The sequence below is a fragment of the Pseudomonas baltica genome (genome assembly GCF_014235765.1).
Taxonomy (GTDB): Bacteria; Pseudomonadota; Gammaproteobacteria; order Pseudomonadales; family Pseudomonadaceae; genus Aquipseudomonas; species Aquipseudomonas baltica.
Window position 1 is genome coordinate 43,804 of record NZ_JACMYH010000007.1, and the last position, 15,724, is coordinate 59,527.

At 63.9% G+C, this 15,724-nt stretch carries 11 protein-coding genes; all 11 read left to right on the plus strand.

Annotation, left to right across the window (positions count from 1 at the left end; genetic code table 11):
- Positions 1 to 908: 908 nt before the first annotated feature.
- On the plus strand, positions 909 to 1,910 hold the full coding sequence (locus H7993_RS21015; RefSeq protein WP_425312035.1) for a methyl-accepting chemotaxis protein: 1,002 nt from the start codon (positions 909 to 911) through the stop codon (positions 1,908 to 1,910).
- 155 nt (positions 1,911 to 2,065) lie between these two features.
- A complete protein-coding gene (locus tag H7993_RS18545) occupies positions 2,066 to 3,847 on the plus strand; it encodes a protein-disulfide reductase DsbD (protein WP_185795273.1) in 1,782 nt (593 codons plus the stop codon).
- A 385-nt stretch (positions 3,848 to 4,232) separates the two neighbouring features.
- Positions 4,233 to 4,685 (plus strand): acetyl-CoA carboxylase biotin carboxyl carrier protein, encoded by a 453-nt coding sequence (accB, locus tag H7993_RS18550; RefSeq protein ID WP_122480307.1) that lies wholly within the window; start codon positions 4,233 to 4,235, stop codon positions 4,683 to 4,685.
- Between the two features lie 17 nt (positions 4,686 to 4,702).
- A complete protein-coding gene (accC, locus tag H7993_RS18555) occupies positions 4,703 to 6,049 on the plus strand; it encodes an acetyl-CoA carboxylase biotin carboxylase subunit (protein WP_122480308.1) in 1,347 nt (448 codons plus the stop codon).
- A gap of 148 nt (positions 6,050 to 6,197) precedes the next feature.
- Positions 6,198 to 7,076, plus strand: coding sequence for a 50S ribosomal protein L11 methyltransferase (gene prmA / locus H7993_RS18560; protein WP_122480309.1), 879 nt, complete (start codon positions 6,198 to 6,200; stop codon positions 7,074 to 7,076).
- 41 nt (positions 7,077 to 7,117) lie between these two features.
- Positions 7,118 to 8,218: a DUF3426 domain-containing protein gene (locus H7993_RS18565; protein WP_185795274.1), complete on the plus strand. Its 1,101-nt coding sequence runs from the start codon at positions 7,118 to 7,120 to the stop codon at positions 8,216 to 8,218.
- A 167-nt stretch (positions 8,219 to 8,385) separates the two neighbouring features.
- Complete coding sequence (dusB, locus tag H7993_RS18570) at positions 8,386 to 9,399, plus strand: tRNA dihydrouridine synthase DusB (protein ID WP_185795275.1); 1,014 nt, start codon at positions 8,386 to 8,388, stop codon at positions 9,397 to 9,399.
- Positions 9,396 to 9,716, plus strand: coding sequence for a DNA-binding transcriptional regulator Fis (gene fis, locus H7993_RS18575; RefSeq protein ID WP_049861977.1), 321 nt, complete (start codon positions 9,396 to 9,398; stop codon positions 9,714 to 9,716). The genes dusB and fis overlap by 4 nt, the downstream gene beginning before the upstream one ends.
- An 80-nt stretch (positions 9,717 to 9,796) precedes the next feature.
- Complete coding sequence (gene purH / locus H7993_RS18580; RefSeq protein WP_185795276.1) at positions 9,797 to 11,404, plus strand: bifunctional phosphoribosylaminoimidazolecarboxamide formyltransferase/IMP cyclohydrolase; 1,608 nt, start codon at positions 9,797 to 9,799, stop codon at positions 11,402 to 11,404.
- Positions 11,405 to 11,552: 148 nt separating this feature from the next.
- Entirely contained in the window at positions 11,553 to 12,839 is a 1,287-nt protein-coding gene (gene purD, locus H7993_RS18585; RefSeq protein WP_185795277.1) for a phosphoribosylamine--glycine ligase, read from the plus strand.
- A 92-nt stretch (positions 12,840 to 12,931) separates the two neighbouring features.
- Positions 12,932 to 15,697 carry a hybrid sensor histidine kinase/response regulator gene (locus tag H7993_RS18590; protein ID WP_185795278.1) on the plus strand — a complete coding sequence of 922 codons (2,766 nt, stop codon included), beginning with the start codon at positions 12,932 to 12,934 and terminating at the stop codon, positions 15,695 to 15,697.
- Positions 15,698 to 15,724: the final 27 nt, after the last annotated feature.

Consider the following 15,724-nt stretch of genomic DNA (forward strand, 5'->3'; position numbering starts at 1 on the left):
TGCTGGTCGCCGTGTGCACCGCCCTGGCGGCAACGCTGTGGTGGTCGCAACGGGCGCTGGAAAAGCCCTATCTGTTGATGGAGCGCTACCTGCAATTGTCCCGGCAGTTTCAGGACGACGTCGTGCGCAACGTCCAGGATTACCTTAACAGCGGCGATGCGCTGCGCCATGCCGAAGCGACCCAGAGCCTGATGCGGCTGCGTGAAGGGATCGCCGCCCTGCCCAGTGAACTGAACGGCCCATTGCGCAGCGACGTCGATGCGCTGAGCACGTTCACTGCCGAGCAGTTGCTGGCTGCCGGCAAGCTGGCGGGCGATCCACAGGCGCTGCTGGTGCAGGCCGAGCGCGAGCTGGGCGGTACGTTGGAACAACTGGCTCGGTATGCCGCGAGCAACGGGCCCTATCAAGCGGCACTGCTGCCTGCCAGCCAGCACCTGGCAAAACTGTCCCTGGCACGCGAGAAGATGATCAGCAGCGGGCGCAGCGAACTGGCTGCGGACGTCGAGCGCGAACTCGCCGGCATCAGGGCCCAAGCCGACACGCTGCAAAGCCTGCCGCTGCTGGGGGTGGCCAGCTCCACCGCGTCGGGGGCCGATGACTTTGCGGCGCTGATGGGTTTGCAGAACGAAAACACCGGCGAGGCTCAGGATGATGGCGTGGACCTCAAGCGTGAGCTGGCCAGCTTGCTGACGCGCTATCCGGCCGAACTGGGCCGTACCCGCGAGCTGATCCAGCGGCGTACCGAACTGGCCGATGCCGCCCAGCAACGCATCGGCGCAGTCCAGCATGGCCTGGGCGAACTGGAACCGGCCGTGCGTGGGGAGCACGCCAGAATCCAGAGTGAAGTGCGTTTGCTGCAAGGGGCCATGATCGGCCTGATCCTGTTGATCGCCTTGCTCATCGACCGCATGCAGCGCCGCCTGGCCGGTGCGCTGACCCGCCTGGATCCAGCCCTGTCGACCTGGGCCGAGGGGGATTTCGCCAAGCCCGTCGCTCTGGGCCGTACCAACCATGAATTACAGGCCATCGAAGCGTCTCTGAACCGCTTGCGCCTGTATCTGGTCGCGTTGGTCGGCACCATTCGCCAGAACGCCGAGCAAGTGGCCGGCAGCAGTCACCAACTGGCCGAACTCAGCGGTGGCCTGCACCAGGGGGCACTGCGTCAGGCCGGCGACACCGCACAGATTCGCGATGCGCTGGGCGAGCTGGAGGCAACCATCGGCCAAGTGGCGGACGATGCCAGCCAGGCAGCTGCGGCCAGCCGATCGGCGGGCGAAGCGGTGGAGCATGGCCAGCATGTCATCGGGCAGAGCCTCAAAGGGCTGCATGCGCTGGTGGGTGAAGTGCAGGGCAACGCGCAGATGATCGAGCAGCTTGCCGAGGAGTCGGCCACCATCGGTGGCGTGCTGACCGTTATCCGCTCGATCGCCGACCAGACCAACTTGCTGGCCCTCAATGCCGCAATCGAAGCGGCGCGTGCTGGAGAAATGGGCCGCGGCTTCGCGGTGGTTGCCGAAGAGGTCCGTTCGCTGGCGTCGCGCACGACCGGGGCGACCCATCAGATCCAGAGCTTGATTGGCAACCTGCAGACGGCGGCGCGCGAGTCCGTGCACGGCATGCGCGCCCAGGTCGTTCATGCCCAGGCGACGGCCAGCCAGGCTCAGGCAGCGGACGGGGCGCTGGCGCAGATCGTCGCGGCCATCCAGACCATCTCTGCCACCGCCGTGCGCATCGCTGATTCAACCGCGCAGCAGAGCGGTGCCGTGGGCGAGATTCGCGAGCACGGCGAGCGCATCCATGGCTTGGGTGAAGACAACCTGCTGCGCATCGGCCAAGGGCGCGCGCAGGGCGAGCATCTGTTGCGTCTGGGTGGCGAATTGCGCACGGCGGTGCAGGCGTTCAGGGTCTAGGGCTTGTAGCGGACTGGGCGACCCTATCCGGGCGACCTTATCCGGGCGACCCTATCTGGGCGACCCATCCTGTTACATGAAATCGGGCCCTGGCGATTCGGCAGTACCGCATCGCTCCAGTATGATGCGCGCTCAATTGCTGTTCGAGAACTGTCATGCGCCGCCTGCTTTGCCTCCTGTTGTTGGTTTTCGCACTGCCCGTCGCGGCTTCCGGCCTGCTCGACGCACGGCCCAGCGCCACTCTGGGCGGCGCTTCGCTGAACAACGGCGCCGACTTCCTGCCGGTCGTCCAGGCGTTCCAACTCGAACAGGTAGAGGCTTCTGCGCAGGACATCACCCTGCGCTTCGTGATTGCCGAAGGCTACTATCTCTACCGCCATCGCTTCGAATTCAAGGCCGAGCCTGCCGACATCGCGCTGGGGGCCGCGCAACTGCCGGCCGGCGAGCAGAAACACGACGAGTATTTCGGCGATGTCGAGGTCTACCACGGCATTCTCGACGTGAAGATCCCTCGCCCCGCCGGAGACTCGCGCGCCTTCACCCTGGCTGTAGGCTTCCAGGGCTGCGCCGACAAAGGCCTGTGCTACCCACCGGAAACCCAGCGCCTTTCCGTACCTGGCATCGGCCAGGCTGCCCCGGTGGCGAGCGATGCCGGGGCCTCGGGAGGCTGGCAATGGCATGAATTGGCATTGTTCTTTCTGGCCGGTATCGGCCTGACCTTCACGCCCTGCGTGCTGCCGATGCTGCCAATCTTGTCCGGTGTGGTGCTGCGCGGGCAGGTGGGCGGGCTGCGCGGCTTCAGCCTGTCGCTGGCCTATGTGCTACCGATGGCCGTCTGTTTCGCCCTGTTGGGTGCGCTGATGGGCAAGTTCGGCGCCGAACTCAACCTGCAGGCACGGCTGCAGTCGATGTGGGTGCTGGTGCCGTTCGCCCTGTTCTTCGTGGTATTCGCGCTGGCCATGTTCGGCCTGTTCGAGCTCAAACTGCCGGCTGCCGTGAGCCAGCGCCTCGACCGCGTGGCCGGCAATGCCAAGGGCGGCTCGCTGTGGGGAGCCGCCGTGCTGGGGGTAGTGTCGAGCCTGCTGGTGTCGCCGTGCGTATCGGCGCCGCTGGCCGGTGCGCTGCTTTATATCAGCGCCAGCGGCGATGCCCTGGGGGGCGGACTGAAACTGTTTGCACTGGGTCTGGGCATGGGCGCGCCGTTGTTGCTGGTGGCTACCGGTGGCGCGGCCTGGCTGCCCAAAAGCGGGCCGTGGCTGGTGACCGTGAAAAATGCCATTGGCGTCTTGCTGCTGGGCCTGGCCATCGCCCTGCTCGCTCGGGTGCTGCCAGGCAGCGTGACCCTGCTGCTGATCGGCCTGCTGGCAGCCGGCATCGGTGTGTTCATGGGGGCTCTGGAGTGGGTGGCCAAACCTGCGCGCCAGCGTCTGCAACAGGTGCTCGGGCTGGCCTTCGTGTTTTATGCCCTGGCATGCTGGCACGGCGCTTTGAGCGGCCAATCCGATCCGTTCCAGCCGCTGGCGTGCCCGGCCACGACCGGTGCGCCAGCGACTGCCCCGACGGCTGCGCAGGACGCCTGGCAGACGGTCACCACCACCGAAGGCTTCGAGCTGGCACTGCGCCAGGCAACTGCCGCCGGGCAACCGCTGGTACTGGACTGGTATGCCGACTGGTGCATCAGCTGCAAGGTCATCGAGCATGAAGTGCTGACCGATGCGCAGGTGATCGCAGGGCTGCAGGGTTACCGCAAGGTGCGCCTGGACATCACCCAGAGCAACGCGGAACAGCGTGCCCTGCTCGATCGCTTCAAGCTGTTCGGGCCGCCCGCATTGCTGTTCTTCGACGGCAACGGCAATGAACAGGCAGCCTCACGTGTCGTCGGTGAAGTCGATGCGGCAACGTTCCTCGGGAAAATACCTCCCGCTGGCAATCCATGACTCGGGTGGTGACCGAAACCGACAAGCGAGTCACAAATTTTGCGCAAACATCGGACAACGTGCGGGCTATTGCGCTTAACTGGACATACGCCTGAGGTTTCCGGCATAGTTCGCCCGCTTTGCCCGTGAAGCCGAAGGCGAGACACCGCTTGAAATGGACATGACTCGACAGCTTTTCATGACCGATGTCACCCCTGACGTGACGCGCTGCTGTCGATGAGCATCCCACTGTTCGACGTGCGTATTTTTCACCGGCACGTTCGAGAATTTTCGCCGTCACTCGGCCCTTTTCAACGGCACATGAGTGTTTGCAGCCTTCTTCGAAAGGCGCATGGCAAGAACACCTACTGAACGCCCCTGACCGACCCTTGGGAGTTGATGATTGATGGATATTCGTAAAGTCAAGAAACTGATCGAGCTGCTGGAAGAGTCCGGCATCGACGAGCTGGAAATCAAGGAAGGCGAAGAATCCGTACGGATCAGCCGTCACAGCAAGACCCCGGCCCAGCAGTACTATGCACCGGCGCCGATGGCCGCGCCTGCCGCAGCGCCCGTCGCCGCAGCACCTGCCGCCCCGGCCGAGCCTGTGGCTGCCAAGCTCAACGGCACCGTGGCCCGTTCGCCGATGGTCGGCACCTTCTACCGCAAGGCGTCGCCAGCCTCGCCGGCCTTTGCCGAAGTAGGCCAGACGGTCAAGAAAGGCGATACCCTGTGCATCGTCGAAGCAATGAAAATGATGAACCACATCGAAGCTGAAACCAGCGGTGTGATCGAATCGATCCTGGTAGAAGACGGTCAGCCGGTTGAGTACGACCAGCCGCTGTTCACCATCGTTTGACCAGCGGAGAGCCTGCGATGTTGGAAAAAGTTCTGATCGCCAACCGCGGCGAAATCGCCTTGCGGATCCTGCGTGCCTGCAAAGAGCTGGGCATCAAGACCGTTGCCGTCTACTCCAAGGCCGACAAGGAGCTCATGCACCTTGGCCTGGCTGACGAGTCGGTGTGCATCGGGCCGGGGCCTGCCAACCTGTCCTATCTGCATATCCCGGCGATCATTGCCGCGGCCGAAGTGACTGGCGCTACTGCCATTCACCCAGGCTACGGCTTTCTCGCCGAGAACGCGGACTTCGCCGAGCAGGTCGAGAAATCCGGTTTCGCCTTCATTGGCCCGACTGCAGAAACCATTCGCCTGATGGGCGACAAGGTGTCGGCCAAGCACGCGATGATCGCAACGGGCGTACCGACGGTGCCCGGCTCCGATGGCCCGCTGCCCGAAGACGAGGAAGAGGCCCTGCGCATCGGCCGTGAAGTCGGCTATCCGGTGATCATCAAGGCCGCTGGCGGCGGCGGTGGTCGCGGCATGCGCGTGGTGCACAAGGAAGAAGACCTGATCGCCTCGGCTAAGCTGACCCGCACCGAAGCCGGTGCCGCGTTCGGCAACCCGATGGTGTATCTGGAAAAATTCCTGACCAACCCGCGTCACGTGGAAGTCCAGGTGTTGTCCGACGGTCAGGGCCAGGCAATCCACCTGGGCGACCGTGACTGCTCGCTGCAGCGCCGGCACCAGAAGGTGCTGGAAGAAGCACCGGCACCGGGCATCGACGAAGCAGCGCGCGAGGAAGTCCTGGCGCGTTGCGTGAAGGCCTGCATCGAGATCGGCTACCGCGGCGCCGGTACCTTCGAGTTCCTCTACGAAAACGGCCGGTTCTACTTCATCGAGATGAACACTCGCGTGCAGGTAGAGCATCCGGTATCGGAGATGGTCACGGGTATCGACATCGTCAAGGAGATGCTCAGCATCGCCGCCGGCAACAAGCTCTCGTTCACCCAGGACGACGTGGTCATTCGCGGTCACTCGCTCGAGTGCCGGATCAACGCCGAAGACCCGAAGAGCTTCATTCCGAGCCCCGGCACCGTGAAGCATTTCCACGCACCGGGCGGCAATGGCGTTCGCGTCGATTCGCACCTGTACAGTGGCTATGCGGTACCGCCGAACTATGACTCGCTGATCGGCAAGCTGATCACCTGGGGCAAGGACCGCGACGAGGCCATGGCCCGTATGCGCAACGCCCTGGACGAGATCATCGTGGATGGCATCAAGACCAACATCGCACTGCACCGCGACCTGGTGCGCGATGAAGGTTTCTGCAAGGGCGGCGTCAACATCCACTACCTGGAACACAAGCTGGCCGGTCAGAAGTGATTCGGTTGGCGACGTGAAGGTGTAGATGTAAAAACGACCCGGCTTTCGAGCCGGGTTTTTTTTGGTCCTCGCGCCTGTCCTCGCGTAAACTGGCGCGCTTGTCGCAGCGAACGTGCTGCGCCCCCCGTTTAGATCGAAGGTGCCCGCCATGCCTTGGCTGCAAGTCCGTCTGGCCATCAGCCCAGAACAAGCCGAAACCTATGAAGACGCCCTGCTGGAAGTCGGTGCCGTGTCCGTGACGTTCATGGATGCCGAAGACCAGCCGATCTTCGAGCCCGAACTCAATACCACGCCGCTCTGGTCGCACACCCACTTGCTGGCGCTGTTCGAAGCCGACACCGACGCCGGCGCAGTCTTCGCCCACTTGCAGTTGTTGACCGACGCCGCCCTGCCCGAGCATCACGCCGAAGTGATCGAGGACCAGGACTGGGAGCGCAGCTGGATGGACAATTTCCAGCCCATGCGCTTCGGCCGCCGTTTGTGGATCGTGCCCAGCTGGCACCAGGCCCCGGAACCCGAGGCGGTCAACCTGCTGCTGGACCCAGGCCTGGCGTTCGGCACCGGCACCCATCCGACCACGGCACTGTGCCTGGAATGGCTGGACGGGCAGCAGCTGCAGGACACGCAGGTGCTGGATTTCGGCTGCGGGTCGGGCATTCTGGCCATCGCTGCGTTGCTGCTGGGCGCGCGTCAGGCGGTTGGCACCGACATCGATGTGCAGGCGCTGGAGGCTTCACGCGACAACGCCCAGCGCAATGGCATTGCCGACGATCGCTTCCCGGTGTACCTGCCTGCCGACCTCCCCGCTCAGCAGGCCGATGTGCTGGTCGCCAACATTCTTGCAGGTCCCCTGGTCAGCCTCGCACCCCAGCTCAGCGGATTGGTCCGGCCTGGCGGACTGCTGGCGCTGTCCGGCATCCTCGCCGAACAGGGCGAAGAAGTCGCGGCAGCCTACGCACAGGACTTCGAGCTGGATCCGATTGCCAACCGTGACGGCTGGGTACGCATCAGCGGCCGTCGCCGCTGAGCCCCATCCAGAATGTCCCCCGGCCCTACCAGGACCTGCGCATGAGCGAGAGTTTCGTCACCCAGTGCCCGCATTGCCAAAGCAGCTTCCGTGTCAGCCACAACCAACTGAGCGTGGCGCGCGGCGTGGTTCGCTGCGGCTCCTGCCTGCAGGTCTTCAATGCGGCCCGACAGCTGCTCGAACAGAGCGCGACCCTGACCCCGGCCAATTTGCCCAGACCGCCGGAGCTGGCTCCGCGGCCGTGGACCAATGGTGACATAGACCTGGATCGGCTCGAGTTGGGTGACACTCCCAGAATGGACAGCCTGAGCGCGCGCCGGGACGACGCCGATACCGATGCGGCGGCCTTGCCACCGATCATCGAACGGCTGCCGGCACTGGACGAAGACCAAGCGCCGACACCTGCCAAGCGGACCGAGCCTTCGTTTTCCCATTCCGAGGCCCTCGACCAGGCCCACGTCGATGACGAGCCGTCGGTGGATGGCCACGGCCGGTTATCGGCACTCGACGAGCATGATCGAGACGAGCCGCCTCTTGCTGCCGCCACCAGCACTCGCAAGGGCCAGGCAACCCGCAATGAACCTGCCGTGCGGGATGAGGACGATCTGGCCGACCTGCTGGACGAGCCGATGCAACTGGCCTGGGAGAAGCCCCGCTCGCACTGGGGCAAGCGTCTGTTGTGGCTGGGCCTGGCGATCGTTGCCGCGTTGGGCCTGGGCGTGCAGTACGTGGTCTACCATTTCGCCGAACTGGCCCGTCAGGACCAGTACCGCCCGCTGTTCCAGCAGCTGTGCCCCGTTATAGGCTGCAGTGTGCCGGCCAAGGTCGATATTGCCCTGGTAAAAAGCAGCAACCTGGTGGTGCGCAGCCATCCCGAGTTCGCCGGGGCGCTGGTGGTGGATGCGATCATCTACAACCGCGCGGCGTTCGCGCAGCCTTTTCCGTTGCTGGAGCTGCGCTTTGCCGACCTCAATGGCCAGTTGATCGCCAGCCGTCGCTTCAAGCCCAGCGAATACCTCGACGGCGAGTTGGCCGGCAAGGCCGAGATGCCGCCGCAAACGCCCATCCACATTGCCCTGGACATCCTCGACCCAGGCCCTTCGGCGGTCAATTACAGCCTCAGTTTCCGCTCGCCCGAATAGCCAGATGCTCTGGGGCAAGGGTGGACTGCGCCCGTTCAAAGCTGTCCGCGCGGGCAGATAACTGTTCAGATTTTATCCAAATCTATCTTTAACCCGTCATCGAGAGCGGGTATTATGCCAACCCTTTTTCGAACTCTCATGATCCGGCCCCACAACAGGGAAGTCCTATGTCGGCGGTACGCATCGGCCCATACACCTTGAGCAACTCGCTGATCCTGGCCCCCATGGCCGGGGTTACCGACCAGCCCTTTCGTCAGTTGTGCAAGCGCCTGGGCGCAGGCCTGGTGGTGTCGGAAATGGTCACCAGCGACATGAGCCTGTGGAACAGCCGCAAGTCCCGCCTGCGCATGGTCCACGAGGGCGATCCCGAGCCACGCTCGGTGCAGATCGCCGGAGGGGACGCGCAGATGCTGGCCCAGGCGGCACGGGCGAACGTGGAGGCCGGGGCGCAGATCATCGATATCAACATGGGCTGCCCGGCGAAGAAGGTGTGCAACAAGGCAGCGGGGTCTGCCTTGCTCAAGGACGAAGCGCTGGTGGCGCAGATTCTGGAAGCTGTGGTGGCCGCCGTGGATGTACCGGTGACCTTGAAGATTCGCACGGGCTGGGACCGCTCCAACCGCAATGGCATCGCTGTTGCAAAGATTGCCGAGCAGTCGGGCATTGCCGCGTTGGCGGTGCACGGTCGCACACGCGCCGACCTCTACACCGGCGAAGCCGAATACGACACCATCGCTGCGATCAAGCAGGCGGTGTCCATCCCGGTCTTCGCCAATGGCGACATCGATTCACCGCACAAGGCCCGGCAGGTACTGCAGGCGACCGGTGCCGACGGCTTGCTGATAGGGCGCGCGGCCCAGGGTCGGCCCTGGATCTTCCGGGAGATCGAGCATTACCTGCGCACCGGCGAGCTGCTGCCGGCACCGCGGTTGAGTGAAGTGGAAAGCATTCTGCTGGAACATCTGCAGGCCCTGCACGCCTTTTACGGTGATGTGATGGGCGTGCGCATCGCCCGCAAGCATGTTGGCTGGTACCTGTGTACACAGCCTGGCGGGCGTGAATTTCGCAGCCATTTCAATGGGCTGCAAGAGACGCAAGAGCAATGCGCCAACGTTCGCGAGTTTTTCGGCGAGCGCTATAGAAGCCTTGGTGAAAGGGACGCGAAAGAGGTGGCCGCATGACGATGATGAGCGAGACTTTAGTGAGTGGAACAACGCCTGTGAGCGACAATGTAAACCTCAAGCAGCATCTGAACACGCCGAGCGAAGAGGGCCAGACCCTGCGCGGCAGTGTCGAGAAGGCGTTGCACAACTACTTTGCCCACCTCGAAGGCGCCTCCGTCACGGACGTGTACAACCTGGTGCTGTCCGAAGTCGAAGCTCCCCTGCTTGAAAGCGTCATGAACCACGTCAAGGGCAACCAGACCAAGGCCAGCGAGATGCTGGGCCTGAATCGAGGCACCCTGCGCAAGAAACTCAAGCAGTACGACCTGCTGTAACCGAAGCATTCAAACCAGAAAAGGCGACCCAGCGGTTCGCCTTTTTTGTTGACTTCTACGCTTTGAAGATGGAAATCGTGATGACCGACCAGACCACCCGCCTGCCGATCCGCCGCGCCTTGATCAGCGTTTCCGACAAGACCGGAATCGTTGAATTCGCCCGCGAACTGGAAGCCCTTGGCGTCGAGATCCTGTCCACCGGCGGTACCTTCAAGCTGCTGCGCGACAACGCCGTGGCCGCCGTGGAAGTGGCCGACTACACCGGCTTCGCCGAGATGATGGACGGCCGCGTGAAAACCCTGCATCCGAAGATCCATGGCGGCATCCTCGGCCGTCGCGGTACCGACGACGCGATCATGGCCGAGCACGGCATCCAGCCGATCGACCTGGTGGCGGTCAACCTCTACCCCTTCCAGGCGACGATTTCCAAGCCTGGCTGCGACCTGGCCACGGCCATCGAGAACATCGACATCGGCGGGCCGACCATGGTCCGTTCCGCGGCGAAGAACCACAAGGACGTGGCCATCGTGGTCAACGCCGGTGACTATGCCCAGGTGCTGGCCGGGCTCAAGGCCGGCGGCCTGACCTACGCGCAGCGCTTCGACCTGATGCTCAAGGCGTTCGAACATACCGCCGCGTACGACGGCATGATCGCCAACTACATGGGCACCATCGACCAGACCGGCGAGCGTCTGGGCACCGAAGGCCGCGGCGAGTTTCCGCGGACCTTCAACAGCCAGTTCGTCAAGGCGCAGGAGATGCGCTACGGCGAGAACCCGCACCAGAAAGCGGCATTCTATGTGGAGGCGCAGCCGGCCGAAGTGGGCATTGCCACGGCAACCCAGCTGCAGGGCAAGGAGCTGTCCTACAACAATGTGGCCGATACCGACGCCGCCCTGGAGTGCGTGAAGAGCTTCGTCAAGCCGGCCTGCGTCATCGTCAAGCATGCCAACCCCTGCGGCGTGGCCGTGTGCCCGGACGCCGAGGGCGGCATCCGTCAGGCGTACGAACTGGCCTACGCCACCGATACCGAATCGGCGTTCGGCGGCATCATTGCCTTCAACCGCGAGCTGGATGCGGCCACTGCCAAGGCCATCGTCGAGCGTCAGTTCGTCGAAGTGATCATTGCCCCGAGCGTCAGCGAGGAAGCCCGCGCCATCGTGGCGGCCAAGGCCAATGTGCGCCTGCTGGCCTGCGGGCAGTGGTCGGCCGAGCGTGCCGAGGCGTGGGACTACAAGCGCGTCAACGGTGGGCTGCTGGTGCAGAGCCGCGACATCAGCATGATCGGTGCCGATGACCTCAAGGTAGTCACGCGCCGGGCGCCCAGCGAGCAGGAAATCCATGACCTGATCTTTGCCTGGAAAGTCGCCAAGTATGTGAAGTCCAACGCCATCGTGTACGCCAGGAACCGCCAGACCATCGGCGTCGGTGCCGGCCAGATGAGCCGGGTGAATTCGGCGCGCATCGCGGCGATCAAGGCTGAACATGCCGGCTTGCAGGTGCAGGGCTCGGTCATGGCGTCGGATGCGTTCTTCCCGTTCCGCGACGGCCTGGACAATGCCGCCAAGGTGGGCATCACCGCCGTGATCCAACCGGGCGGCTCGATGCGCGATGCCGAGGTGATTGCGGCCGCTGACGAAGCCGGCATCGCCATGGTATTTACCGGCATGCGCCACTTCCGCCACTGATTCGGCGACGGCCGCATTGAAGATGCGGCCTCCTACAGTGATGTTTCACGGGTACGCCGCCCCTGTAGCAGCGGCGCGAGCCGCGTCAGGCCGTTGCGCGGCATACCGCGAACACCCCTAGAATTCCGCTTTACCGAGGTTTTGAACCATGAACGTATTGATCATCGGCAGCGGCGGGCGCGAGCATGCGCTGGCCTGGAAAGTCGCCCAGGACCCACGGGTCCAGAAAGTTTTCGTGGCACCGGGCAATGCCGGTACCGCCACCGAGGCCAAGTGCGAGAACGTCGCTATCGACGTGCTGGCATTGGAGCAACTGGCGGACTTCGCCGAACAGAACGTTTCGCTGACCATCGTCGGCCCTGAAGTGCCGCTGGTGGCTGGCGTGGTCGACCTGTTCCGCGCGCGCAACCTGGACTGTTTCGGCCCCACCGCAGGCGCGGCCCAGCTCGAAGGTTCGAAAGCCTTCACCAAGGATTTCCTCGCGCGGCACAAGATTCCTACCGCCGATTACCAGAATTTCACCGAGATCGAGCCGGCACTGGCCTATCTGCGTGAAAAAGGTGCGCCGATCGTGATCAAGGCCGATGGCCTGGCTGCGGGCAAGGGCGTGATCGTTGCCATGACCCTGCAGGAAGCCGAAGACGCCGTACGCGACATGCTCGCCGGCAACGCCTTCGGTGACGCGGGTTCGCGGGTGGTCATCGAAGAATTCCTCGACGGCGAGGAAGCCAGCTTCATCGTCATGGTCGATGGCAAGAACGTGCTGCCCATGGCCACCAGCCAGGACCACAAGCGCGTGGGCGACGGCGATAGCGGCCCGAACACCGGCGGCATGGGTGCGTACTCCCCTGCCCCGGTGGTGACCGCCGAGGTTCACCAGCGGGTCATGGATCAGGTCATCTGGCCGACCGTGCGCGGCATGGCGGAAGAAGGCAATGTCTACACCGGTTTTCTCTATGCCGGGCTGATGATCGACAAGGCCGGCAACCCCAAGGTCATCGAGTTCAACTGCCGTTTCGGCGACCCCGAAACCCAACCGGTCATGCTGCGCCTGCAGTCGAGCCTGATCCTGCTGATCGAAGCGGCTTTCGCCCAGGCGCTGGACAAGGTCGAGGCTCAGTGGGACCCACGGCCGAGTGTCGGCATCGTGCTGGCGGCGGGTGGCTATCCGGGTGACTATGCAAAGGGTGATGCGATCGGCGGCCTGGACGCAGCGGCTGCCGAGACCGGCAAGGTGTTCCATGCTGGCACCGCACTCAAGGACGGCCAGGTCGTCACCGCCGGTGGCCGCGTGCTGTGCGCCACGGCACTGGGCGACAGCGTCGGCGCCGCGCAGCGCCAGGCCTATGCGCTGGCCGCGAAGATCGATTGGCAGGGTTGTTTCTATCGCCATGACATCGGCTACCGGGCCATTGCCCGCGAAAGCGGCAAATAAGCGTGGTGACTGTCGGGGGCTTCAAGCCCCCGACACACGTTTCATGGCGCACGCGGCTATAATCAGGCATTCATCTACGAAGGGATTTCGCCTTGCGCTGGCTCAGGACTGCCATAGGATTCACCGCCGGCCTGCTGGCCCTGCTCTGTGTGCTCGGCGCCCAGGCAGAGTCGGTGGGCGGCTGGTCGATGTTGATGGACGAAGACGGCCGGCTGCAGTTGGGCGACGTGCGCTCCGAACGCTTCCAGAACCAGTTCGCCCCGGTGCAACTGCGTCAGGTCAACGCGGCCGGGCCCAACGGCGCGTTGTGGCTGCACTATCGCCTGCCGCCGACCGACCAGGAATTGTTGCTGCGTATTTTCTGCCCTGACCTGAAGGCCCTGGATTTCTATGTGCTCGACGCCGACACGCTGATCAGGCGTGTGTCGTCGGACACCGATGCCAACACCGAGGCGCCGCTGGCCAGCAGCGACCATCTGCTGACCTTGCCGGTGAGCCAGAAACATCTCGACGTGTACCTGCGTATCGCCTCCGAACACCAGATCCGCCCCAGCATCGTTCTGCAATCCTCTTCCGCAGCGGCCGCCGATCAACGGGAGCCGTTGCTGTTCGGGCTGCTGCTGGGCTGCGTTGCCATGCTCATCCTGCACAACCTGATGTGCTTCGCCCATCGCCGCTCCAGCAGCAGCCTGTGGCTGGCCTGCTCCCAGGCCTGCCTGCTGGCCTCGGCCCTGATCCTGTTCAACTTCACCGGGCCCTGGGTTTCGCTGTGGCCGGCAGCGCGTACACCGGCAGCCTACAGCGCGCTGCTGCTGGCATCGATGACCGGGCTGATGTTCTGCCTGCGTTTCTTCGCCGTGCGCGGCCATCAGCGCTCCAACCGCATCATCAAGGCCGAGGTTGCCCTGATCGCCCTGTGTGGGCTGTTGTTGCTGTTCATCGACGGCCTGCCGTTCAACTTCTTCGCCTACGGCCTGCTGGCCCTGACCAGCATGACCATGCTGATGATCGGCATCTGGCACTGGCTGCAGGGCTATCGCCCGGCACGCACCTTCTGCCTGGGGCTGCTGGTGTGCAACCTGGGGTGCCTGGTGGTGTTGCCGGCGCTGCTGGGCCTGACCCGCACACCTTCGCAGTGGCTGATTTTCACCTTGCTCGGGTTTGCCATGGTGGGCGGGGTGATCCTCAACGCCGCGCTGACCCAGCGCCTGCGCAGCATCAGCGAGGATCGCTTCAGCGCCAGCCGGCAACTGGCGGCCAGCACCGCCGAGATCAACGCCAAGGCGGAATTCCTGGCCAAGCTCAGCCACGAGATCCGCACCCCCATGAACGGCGTCCTGGGCATGACCGAACTGTTGCTGGGCACACCGCTGTCGGTCAAGCAACGCGACTACGTGCAGACCATCCACAGTGCCGGCAACGAGCTGCTCGGTCTGATCAACGAGATCCTCGACATCTCCAAGATCGAATCCGGGCAGATCGAACTGGACGATGTGCAGTTCGACCTGCACGCCCTGATCGAAGACTGCCTGAACATCTTTCGCGCCAAGGCCGAGCAGCAGAACATCGAGTTGATCAGTTTTACCCAGCCTCAGGTTCCGCGAGTCATCAGTGGTGATCCGACACGCCTGCGCCAGGCGCTGCTGAGCCTGCTGGACAACGCGCTGAAGAAGACCGACCAGGGCGAGATCCTGCTGGTGGTGGCGCTCGACCAGCGCAGCGCCACCCCACGCCTGCGCATCGCCGTGCAGGACAGTGGCGAACCAATGCCCGGCGCCGAACGCGAAGCGCTGCTGCACACCGAATTGCGCAGTACCAACCTGCTCGACGGCAACCGCCTGAGCGGGCACCTGGGGCTGGTGATCGCCCGCCAATTGGTGCTGTTGATGAAGGGAGATTTCGGCATCAAGAGCGGCAGCGAGCATGGCAGCACCCTGTGGCTGACCCTGCCGCTGGATCCGCAACGCCTCGAGCAACCGTCTTCGGACCTCGACCTGCCGCTCAAGAACGCGCGGGTGCTGGTGGTCGACGACAACGAGACCTGCCGCAAGGTACTGGTGCAGCAGTGCAGTGCCTGGGGCCTGAATGTCAGCTCCGTGCCGTCGGGCAAGGAGGCCTTGGCCTTGCTGCGAACCAAGGCGCACCTGCGTGACTATTTCGACGTGGTCTTGCTGGACCAGAACATGCCCGGCATGACCGGCATGCAACTGGCCGCGAAGATCAAGGAAGATCCAAGCCTGAACCACGACATTCTGTTGATCATGCTGACCGGTATCAGCAATGCGCCGAGCAAGGTGGTCGCTCGCAATGCCGGGATCAAGCGCATCCTGGCCAAACCGGTGGCCGGGTACACCCTCAAGACTACCCTGGCCGACGAGCTCAGCCATCGTGGAGAAAGCGAGGCACCGCCACTCGCTGCCGCCCACCTGGCGCCTATCGATGTGCCAGGTGACTTTCGTATTCTGGTGGCCGAAGACAACAACATTTCCACCAAGGTGATCCGCGGCATGCTCGGCAAGCTCAACCTGCATCCCGACACGGCCAGCAATGGCGAGGAAGCCCTGAAGGCGATGAAGGCCCAGCGTTACGACCTGGTACTGATGGACTGTGAAATGCCGATTCTTGACGGATTCTCGGCGACCCGTCAGTTGCGTGCCTGGGAAATGGGCAACCAGCGCGTGCGCACACCGGTGGTGGCGCTGACCGCGCATATTCTCAGCGAGCACAAGGAGCAGGCGCGCCAGGCCGGCATGGACGGGCATATGGCCAAGCCGATCGAAATGTCGCAATTGCGCGAACTGGTGGAGCACTGGGCTTCACAGCGCGAGGCCATCGTGCCGCCTTTGAAAACCCCCTGACCCCGTAGCAGCGGCGCGAGCCGCGTC

Coding starts and splice junctions, on each gene's coding strand:
- H7993_RS21015 (WP_425312035.1), top strand. CDS start 909: ATGCAGCGCCGCCTGGCCGGTGCGCTGACCCGCCTGGATCCAGCCCTG.
- H7993_RS18545 (WP_185795273.1), top strand. CDS start 2,066: ATGCGCCGCCTGCTTTGCCTCCTGTTGTTGGTTTTCGCACTGCCCGTC.
- accB (WP_122480307.1), top strand. CDS start 4,233: ATGGATATTCGTAAAGTCAAGAAACTGATCGAGCTGCTGGAAGAGTCC.
- accC (WP_122480308.1), top strand. CDS start 4,703: ATGTTGGAAAAAGTTCTGATCGCCAACCGCGGCGAAATCGCCTTGCGG.
- prmA (WP_122480309.1), top strand. CDS start 6,198: ATGCCTTGGCTGCAAGTCCGTCTGGCCATCAGCCCAGAACAAGCCGAA.
- H7993_RS18565 (WP_185795274.1), top strand. CDS start 7,118: ATGAGCGAGAGTTTCGTCACCCAGTGCCCGCATTGCCAAAGCAGCTTC.
- dusB (WP_185795275.1), top strand. CDS start 8,386: ATGTCGGCGGTACGCATCGGCCCATACACCTTGAGCAACTCGCTGATC.
- fis (WP_049861977.1), top strand. CDS start 9,396: ATGACGATGATGAGCGAGACTTTAGTGAGTGGAACAACGCCTGTGAGC.
- purH (WP_185795276.1), top strand. CDS start 9,797: ATGACCGACCAGACCACCCGCCTGCCGATCCGCCGCGCCTTGATCAGC.
- purD (WP_185795277.1), top strand. CDS start 11,553: ATGAACGTATTGATCATCGGCAGCGGCGGGCGCGAGCATGCGCTGGCC.